Raw genomic sequence first — 7,798 nt, forward strand, 5'->3', positions numbered from 1 at the left:
CCCGGACCGGGTGTCCGCCCACAGGCGTGTGGTGCGTACGCGGGTCACCAGGCGGTGGACGCCGTCTTCTCGGACGGGAACAGCACCCACAGCGCCAGGTAGAGCAGGAACTGCGGCCCCGGCAGCAGGCAGGAGAGCAGGAAGATGATGCGCATGGTTCCCGCGGAGGTGCCGAAGCGCCGTGCCAGCGCTGCGCACACTCCGCCGATCATGCGTCCGTCACGGGGGCGGGCAAGTGCGGCCATGGTGGGCTCCTTCGCGAACCGTTGCTGTGGGAACAGCTCCTTTGTGCTCCCGATGCATCCCATGGTCGCCCGGCGAACAGGGGCAAAGCGTCGCTCTACGGTGCGATACCGACCCTGGGAATCGTCGGGGTCGAGCCCTGGGGCGCGTCGTCCCTGGGGTGGGGCAGCACCCTGATCCGCTGCTGCTTCCTGCGGCGCAGCCGCGCCCGGCACAGGGGTACGACCAGCAGGTGGGCGAACGCCACGCCGGTGGTGTTCAGCAGCAGTGAGTCGACGTCGACGACCTGTCCCGGAACGCCGGTCTGCGCCAGTTCGATCGCCAGCGAGATCAGCGCGCCCGCCGCGACGGTACGGGCCAGCGAGGCCCAGGAAGAGACGAACAACCGGCCTCCGGCCATCGGCAGCAGTACGCCCAGCGGGGCAAGCAGCAGCAGCCCCTCACCGATGCGGCGGGCGGCTTCGACCGGGCCGAGGGACAGGTCCGCTCTGATGCCGGCGAGCGGATGAAGATTCGAGGCGGTCGTCCACGGCACGTCGAGGGGGCGCAGAGTCAGCCACCCGACAAACAGCAGATGCGCGAGGAGGAGAAAGACCCCGGCCGCGCGGAAGCGGATGACAGTTTGACTGCCCGAACCTTGACGCACGCACCCCAAGACGCGCCGGGCGGCAGGATCGGTTCCGCCCGGCCGGAACCTGGCCCGGGCCTGGGCGGAACCCTGGGGTGGAACCTGGCGGGCCCGGCGAAAGCAAGCGCGGCCCCGGGTGGAAGGACCGCCCCCGCGCTCCTCCCGGTCAGGCCCCCGTACCCGTCCCCATCCCCGTTACGGTCCCCGTCACGCTCCCGGGCGTGGGTACCGTCTTCGGTCTGGTCTTCGTCTCCGTGGTGCACAGATATCCGTGCGGCGGGTAGCTCCCCGGCCCGCCCAGCACCACCCTGCCGTCCGGGGCGAGCGTCTTGCTCTCCGCGTACGTGCACACGATCTGCGCCAGCGCCTCGGCCGGCAGGTCCTCCGGCTGTTCGCTGAGCCGCAGCGTGCCCCGGGGGTCGTCGCCGCGGGCCGCGCTGACCTGCAGGGTCGCCGGAACGGTGGTGGAGAACCCGGCCTGCCGCTCATCGGCGGGCGGCTTCTGCTCCAGCTCGTCGAGGAGGGCCTGCGCGATCCGGACCCGGTCCGACTTCGCCTCGTCGAGCTGGACCGTACGGTCCACCGTGACCAGCTGCGAGGAGCAGACCAGATAGATCTGTACGGGCACGCCCTGGAGGGTCTGGGTCGTGACGTCCTTGGCGGACATGGAGCACGGCACCTGAGACGGCGCGGCCCCGGCGTCCACCGGTACGGAGGTGGTCCTGATTCCGCAGCCCGCGGCCAGCACGGCCACGGTCACGGCACCGGCCAGCGCCACGGCCGAACGGCGCCACCGGCGATTGCTGCCCCTCACGTCGCGTCGCCCTCCTCGTCCCGGACCCCCGCGTCGTGTTCCCCGGCACTCCCCGCGCCCCCCGCGGAACCGGTGAGCGGCTCGGCATCGCGCGGCAGCCGCAGGACGAACACCGCGCCATCGCCGTCCGGCGAGTTCGCGGCGGTGATGTCACCGCCGTGGATGTGCGCGTTCTCCATGGCGATCGACAGACCGAGACCGCTGCCCTCGGAGCGCGGGCGGGAGGCGCTGGCCTTGTAGAACCGGTCGAAGACGTGCGGCAGGACGTCCTCGGGGATACCGGGGCCGTGGTCGCGGACCTCGATGACGAGTTCGTCACTCTCGATCCGTACCGCGACCCGTACCGGCGAACCGCCGTGCTTGAGCGCGTTGCCGATCAGGTTCGCCAGGATCACGTCCAGCCGGCGCGGGTCGAGGCGGACCATCATGCCGCGCTCGGCGTCCAGATCCACCGCGTCCAGCCAGGCGCGGGCGTCGATGCAGGCGGTGACCTGGTCGGCGACGTCGACGGTGTCGAGGACGAGTCGGGCCGTACCCGCGTCGAAGCGGGTGACCTCCATCAGGTTCTCCACCAGGTCGTTGAGCCGCCGGGTCTCGCTCACCACCAGCTGCACCGCGGGCGCGATCATCGGGTCCAGGCTGTCCGCCTCGTCCTCCAGCACCTCGGTGACGGCGGTCAACGCGGTGAGCGGGGTGCGCAGTTCGTGCGACATGTCGGCGACGAACCGCCGGCTCGCCTCGTCCCGGGCGCTCATGTCCGCGACCTTCTTCTCCAGTGAACTGGCGGTCCGGTTGAACGTACGGGAGAGATCGGCCAGCTCATCGGTGCCGGACACCACGAGCCGGGTGTCGAGCTTGCCTTCGCCGAGCTTGCGGGCGGCGTCACCGAGCCGCTGCACGGGCCGCAGCACGGTCGTCGCCGCGGCCTGCGCGAGCAGCGCCGAGCCGACCAGGGCGAGCCCGGTGGCGATCCCCAGCGACCAGGCCAGGGAGTTCAGATCCTGCCGCTCCTGGTCGAGGGACTTCAGCATGTAGCCGGTCGGGCCACCACCGATGATCTTCGTACCGCCCACCAGGTACGGCGTACCGCGGATGCTGACCCGCTGCCAGAACAAGTGGTACTCGTACTTGTTGCCCGCCTCGATCGGCTGCTTCTCGTTGACGGCCTTCTGCAGCGACAGCGGCACGTTGTCGAGCGTGAAGGTGTCCAGATCGGAGTTGCCGACGATGGGCTTGCCGGTATCGCGCTCGTCGACGAGCAGCACGCTGTAGCCCGGGGAACTGCTCGCCATCTGCGCGGCGGCGTTCTGCAAATCGTCCTTGGTGGGCCGCAGCGGCAGCGACGCCGCCCGGGTCTGCATCTCCTGGCGGAAGTCCCCGAGCGCCGAGTCCTGGGTACGCGTCAGCACGGCCTCGCGGTTCAGCCAGTACGCGATCCCCGAGGCGGACACCGCGGCGGTCAGCGCCACCAGCGCGAACACGACGACGAGACGCAGTCGCAGACTCGTCCAGCGGAGCCCGGTGAGCAGGCTCCGCCTGGTGGCATCGCTCACTGAGGCGAATCCAGCCGGTAGCCCACACCCCGAACGGTACGGATCAGGGTCGGCGAGGACGGCACGTCCTCCACCTTGGCGCGCAGCCGCTGCACACACGCGTCCACGAGCCGGGAGTCACCGAGGTAGTCGTGCTCCCAGACCAGCCGCAGCAGCTGCTGTCGCGACAGGGCCTGGCCCGGCCGACGGCTCAGTTCCAGCAGCAGCCGCAGCTCCGTCGGTGTGAGCTGCAGATCCTCGCCGTTCTTGGTCACGGTCATCGCGGAACGGTCGATCACCACGTTCCCGAAGGACGCGGAGTCGGTGGACTCGCGCTCACCGCGGCGCAGCACCGCCCGGATGCGGGCGTCGAGCACCCGGCCCTGCACGGGTTTCACCACATAGTCGTCGGCGCCGGACTCCAGCCCGACGACGACGTCGATGTCGTCGCTGCGCGCGGTCAGCAGAATGATCGGCAGCTGGTCGGTGCGCCGGATGCGCCGGCACACCTCGAAACCGTCGATACCGGGCAGCATCACATCCAGCACGATCAGATCGGGCCGCTGCTCACGCAGCAGTTTCAGGCCGTCCTCTCCCGTCGCCGCGGTGGCCACACGGTGGCCCTGGCGTGACAGCGAGAGTTCGAGGGCCGTGCGGATGGCGTCGTCGTCCTCGATCAGCAACAGGAAAGGCACGCTGGTCATTCTGACCCATGGTGGAGCCCCAGTTCGACAGTTGCGGCCGACTCATACATCCGGCGCACCCGCGACGCACCGACGGCAGGCCCTGTGACAGGGCTGTGACAGTCGGCGGACAGCGTGATGAAACTGCCCCGGCAAGCTCGTTGTCACAAGGAACGGACGGACTCCACCGATGGGGGGCGCGAGATGAACGCGATTCAGAGCACCACCGCAAGCGCAGTTGTCACGCGTCTCCACGATGTCGGCCGGAACTCCGAGAAGTCCGGCGTCGGGGGGCGGGGGTGCGTTCGGGGCGCCGGGCGTCAGCACACGTCGTACATGACGGTGGTCGACGCGCCTGTGGGGGGCAACGGGGGAAACAACGGGGGATCCGCGTACGGGGAGGTCATGGGGGAGCGGAAGACCCCGGCGCAGTCCGAGGACGCCGAAACGGCGTTCACGGCCTACGTCCGGGAGCGCCGCGCCTCCCTGTACGCAACCGCCTACCACCTGACCGGTGACCGGTTCGAGGCCGAGGACCTGCTGCAGAGCGCCCTCTTCTCGACGTACCGGGCATGGGACCGGATCAGCGACAAGGCGGCGGTCGGCGGCTATCTGCGCCGCACCATGACCAACCTGCACATCAGCGCCTGGCGCAGGCGCAAGCTCAACGAGTACCCGACCGAGGAACTGCCGGAGACGGCGGGCGACACGGACGCGATGCGCGGCACGGAACTGCGCGCCGTGCTCTGGCAGGCGCTGGCGCGGCTGCCCGAACTCCAGCGCACGATGCTGGTCCTGCGGTACTACGAGGGCCGCACCGATCCGGAGATCGCGGCCATCCTCGACATCAGTGTCGGCACGGTGAAGTCCAGCATCTGGCGGTCGCTCCGCCGGCTGCGCGACGACGAGGTCCTCAGCTTCGGCCGTGACCAGGAGGAGTCCTTCGGCGAGCTGGTGGCCTGAGGGGACGGGGGAATACGGGGGATACGGGCCGCTGCTTCGGGGGAGGCGGCGGAACACGGGGGAATGCTGCGGGGTCGGACGGGCCGGGGGGTCCTGTCCGGCCCCGCTCGCCGTGTGCGCGGCCGCGTCACGCTCAACGAGTACAGGGCCGCCCAGGCCGAGGCGAAGGCGATCGCCTCGCTGTTACGGGACGCGTACTCCCAGTTCACGGATCTGAAGAGCAGGTTGCAGGGGGCGAAGGACGGTGCCGTGGAGGCCGGTCGGCGGTCTCGGACACTGCCAAGGGCGACGCGAAGCAGAGTTACATCACCGGCCGTGAGGAAGCGTACTCGGCTCTGCGAACCAGGAAGTGAGCAAGTGAGCACAGCAGCGGGCCGTCCCAGGCCGGCATGGAAGGTCTGGGCTGTCGGGGCTGTTCTGGTCCTGGTGGTTGCTGGGTTGCATGTCTATCGCAACACCAATGTGCTGACGGCCGATCGGCTGTGCGGGGGACTGGTTTCCGCGGCGAAGGCGGACGCGGTTCTTCCGGGGTCCGGTCGTCTGGACGCAAAGGGAGACGGCCTGGCCGACCGCCTGAAGGACACGGTATGCGAAGTCGAGAAGTCGTCCGTCGTACTCGGCTCGGGAAAGGGCACGTTGACAGTCCGGGTCCGGGAAGAAGATGGTGACGCGCCCTTGGCGGACGAAGCGTGGCCAGAGCTGTCGGAGGAGTCGTTCTTCTCCGGAAAGGTGACCGGCGGAGTCGACACGTACGAGGGGTGGGTCCTGCTGCCCGAGAAGTGCTGGACGACCAAGCCGGTGATCGTCAAATTCGGCTCCAGCCAACGGATCTCCGACAGCACCGGGTTCGCCGCGCTGGTCACCGATACGGCACGTGCCGTGGCGGCCCGGGCGGCGTGCGGTGACCTCCCCGAGGAGCCAGGAACGCTCCTGCCGCCGCGCTCTGAGGCGGCCCGCCCGGTTTCCGAAGGGCGGGTGTGCGGCCTTGACGGCTTCTCCGTCCGCGGACAGGTGCCGGCCGACACCGAGGTGCTTGAAGCAGGCCGGACGACGCCCGCTGATCTGTGGTCCTGCACGCTGTTCCTGGACGACGACTCACGTGGCCCCGTCCGTGCGGACGGCTTCATGACGTACACGGCTTCCCGGGACCCGCTGCTCATCGCCGCTGTGAAGAAGTCGCCGGGCACGAGTAAAGGCGAGGCGACGGACGGGCGGGAAGCCGATGTCGTCGATCCGCAACGGATCGTTCTGCCCTGTGCTCAAGGCGATCTCTATCTGGCGGCCGAGTCAGGGCTGCAGTACTTGGAGGCGCGTAAGCGTCACCCGGACCTTCCGGTGCGGGACGCGTACTTCGAGTCCTTCGTGAAGTCCGCGGTCAAGACCTTCGACTGCGACACAGCCGCGAGGTGAGGGGATGACCGCCTCTTCTCCCGCCGCCGAGGACCGCGCGGCCCCCGTGCCGGAGCGCCGGGGCCGTCCGCGCCTTTGGTAACTCGTCCTGGCCCCGGTGTCGCCGGGGCCGGCCGGGAGGCGGCGGCCGAACGGATCGAACGCGGGCAGAGGGCGGCCGGCCGTGAGGCCCTGATGAACCCGGACCGAGCCGCACCGGGGCCCGTACACACGATGCTCACCAGGCCCAGGCCGTAGTGCGTCCACGTAGTAATGCGCCCCGGCTGCGAGTCGCCCCGGCTCACCCCACGGGCCTGTCCTCCTACTCCGGAACCGGCGCCCCCACCGGTGCCCGGCGGCAGCGTCCCGCCGCCGCGGCGGCCAGCCGGCCCAGAGCCTCCTCCTTGCCGCATGGGTAGGCGCCCAGTTCCGTCTGGCGGGCCACGATGCGGCGCTCTGCACGCATCAGGCGCCAGCCGCGGCGGAGCAGGAACAGCACCGACTTGCGGCCCTCGCGCAGGTCGCGCAGCAGCCGACGGCGGAAGGTCGTCGTCGGACGGCCGCGCAGGCACAGCGCGTCCGCGAGTATGCCCAGTTCCTGGCACCGTTCGACGATGTCCGCCGCGAAGATCCCCTCGGCCACGAACAGCGGTGTGCGGTCGATGTGGAGGGCCTCGTGGTCGACGCGGGAGCTCGTGGAGATGTCGTACACCGGGACGCTCGTCCGCCCCGTGCGGCACAGCTCCGTGATCGCGGTGACCGCCGCGTCGGCGTCCCAGGACTGTGCGGAGTCCCAGTCGATGTCCGTGCTTCCGGGAACGAGGGGCAGCGTTGGGTCGTCGCCCTCCTTGTAGAAGTCGTCCAGGCGCAGCACCGGCAGATCGGTGCGGGCGGCGAGGGAGGACTTGCCGGAGCCGGAGGGGCCCGCGAGCAGCACGACGCGGGTCGGGAGCGGTTGGGAATTCACAGGACACGAGTGTGAGGCATTGACCCGCGCAGGGGATCCCCCGGAGGTCGGGTTGGTATCGAGCATCACACCTCAACTACTCTACGCACTCAAGCGATTACTCGATCGGCTCGATCAGGTGGGAATTCCATGGCACGTCACGCACTTTCCAGGTCCCGGCGCCGCACCCTGCTGCGGGCAGGTCTGACCATCACCGCGGTGGGCGCCGCACTCGGGGCGGGAGGTGCGGCCGCCCAGGCGGCGCCGCTGCCCCTCGTACCGACCACGGGCGCCGACACCGGCCTCGGCGACACGGGTGAGGCGGCCACTGGCGCGGTGACCGGGGGGCTCGGGCACTCGCTCCGGAACGGCATCGCACCGGTGACGCACATGCGGCTCGACCCGCTGGCCGGTACGGGCACGGACCCGCTGAACAACACGGTGGGGACGCAGATCGCCGACTTCAAGCCGATCTCCACGGCCGCCGTCACCGACCCGGTGACCAGCGGTGGCGCGCTGAAGGACCTGCCGGTGGTGGGGCAGGTCACACAACTGCTGCACGGCTGAGCGCGGCTGACGGACGCGGACGCGGCCCGCTCC

9 protein-coding genes are annotated in these 7,798 nt (G+C 70.1%); 3 read left to right on the forward strand and 6 right to left on the reverse strand.

What is annotated here, in order from left to right; all coding sequences use genetic code 11:
• Nucleotides 1–44: 44 nt before the first annotated feature.
• The 5 genes from ACFU8Q_RS36510 to afsQ1 all read right to left on the reverse strand — a co-directional run bounded on the left by ACFU8Q_RS36510 (nt 45) and on the right by afsQ1 (nt 3,912).
• Nucleotides 45–245 carry a PspC domain-containing protein gene (locus tag ACFU8Q_RS36510; protein ID WP_384462945.1) on the reverse strand — a complete coding sequence of 67 codons (201 nt, stop codon included), beginning with the start codon at nt 243–245 and terminating at the stop codon, nt 45–47.
• A 95-nt stretch (nt 246–340) separates the two neighbouring features.
• The gene (locus ACFU8Q_RS36515; RefSeq protein WP_384462948.1) at nt 341–889 is read right to left on the reverse strand and encodes a VanZ family protein; all 549 of its coding nucleotides are present in this window, start codon (nt 887–889) and stop codon (nt 341–343) included.
• Between the two features lie 148 nt (nt 890–1,037).
• Nucleotides 1,038–1,685 carry a hypothetical protein gene (locus ACFU8Q_RS36520; protein ID WP_384462951.1) on the reverse strand — a complete coding sequence of 216 codons (648 nt, stop codon included), beginning with the start codon at nt 1,683–1,685 and terminating at the stop codon, nt 1,038–1,040.
• Nucleotides 1,682–3,238 carry an ATP-binding protein gene (locus ACFU8Q_RS36525; RefSeq protein ID WP_384462955.1) on the reverse strand — a complete coding sequence of 519 codons (1,557 nt, stop codon included), beginning with the start codon at nt 3,236–3,238 and terminating at the stop codon, nt 1,682–1,684. The genes ACFU8Q_RS36520 and ACFU8Q_RS36525 overlap by 4 nt, the downstream gene beginning before the upstream one ends.
• Nucleotides 3,235–3,912 (reverse strand): two-component system response regulator AfsQ1, encoded by a 678-nt coding sequence (afsQ1, locus tag ACFU8Q_RS36530; RefSeq protein WP_176729344.1) that lies wholly within the window; start codon nt 3,910–3,912, stop codon nt 3,235–3,237. The genes ACFU8Q_RS36525 and afsQ1 overlap by 4 nt, the downstream gene beginning before the upstream one ends.
• 192 nt (nt 3,913–4,104) lie before the next feature.
• Here afsQ1 and ACFU8Q_RS36535 point away from each other — a divergent pair, with 192 nt between their 5' ends.
• Together ACFU8Q_RS36535 and ACFU8Q_RS36540 are read left to right on the forward strand one after the other, a co-directional pair.
• A complete protein-coding gene (locus ACFU8Q_RS36535; RefSeq protein WP_384462958.1) occupies nt 4,105–4,863 on the forward strand; it encodes a SigE family RNA polymerase sigma factor in 759 nt (252 codons plus the stop codon).
• A gap of 357 nt (nt 4,864–5,220) precedes the next feature.
• Nucleotides 5,221–6,273 carry a hypothetical protein gene (locus ACFU8Q_RS36540; RefSeq protein WP_384462961.1) on the forward strand — a complete coding sequence of 351 codons (1,053 nt, stop codon included), beginning with the start codon at nt 5,221–5,223 and terminating at the stop codon, nt 6,271–6,273.
• Between the two features lie 301 nt (nt 6,274–6,574).
• Here ACFU8Q_RS36540 and ACFU8Q_RS36545 read toward each other — a convergent pair whose 3' ends face one another.
• On the reverse strand, nt 6,575–7,285 hold the full coding sequence (locus ACFU8Q_RS36545; protein WP_384462964.1) for a uridine kinase: 711 nt from the start codon (nt 7,283–7,285) through the stop codon (nt 6,575–6,577).
• Nucleotides 7,286–7,348: 63 nt separating this feature from the next.
• Between ACFU8Q_RS36545 and ACFU8Q_RS36550 the strand changes: the two genes are divergently transcribed.
• Nucleotides 7,349–7,765 (forward strand): hypothetical protein, encoded by a 417-nt coding sequence (locus ACFU8Q_RS36550; RefSeq protein ID WP_384462967.1) that lies wholly within the window; start codon nt 7,349–7,351, stop codon nt 7,763–7,765.
• The last annotated feature ends 33 nt before the right edge of the window (nt 7,766–7,798 follow it).

Origin of the sequence: Streptomyces sp. NPDC057543 (assembly GCF_042801895.1) — a bacterium.
Classification (GTDB): Bacteria; Actinomycetota; Actinomycetes; order Streptomycetales; family Streptomycetaceae; genus Streptomyces.

What these genes read in the sequence shown, in the direction of transcription:
- ACFU8Q_RS36510 (WP_384462945.1), bottom strand. Translation starts at nt 245, where the DNA reads ATGGCCGCACTTGCCCGCCCCCGTGACGGACGCATGATCGGCGGAGTG.
- ACFU8Q_RS36535 (WP_384462958.1), top strand. Translation starts at nt 4,105, where the DNA reads ATGAACGCGATTCAGAGCACCACCGCAAGCGCAGTTGTCACGCGTCTC.
- ACFU8Q_RS36545 (WP_384462964.1), bottom strand. Translation starts at nt 7,285, where the DNA reads ATGCTCGATACCAACCCGACCTCCGGGGGATCCCCTGCGCGGGTCAAT.
- ACFU8Q_RS36550 (WP_384462967.1), top strand. Translation starts at nt 7,349, where the DNA reads ATGGCACGTCACGCACTTTCCAGGTCCCGGCGCCGCACCCTGCTGCGG.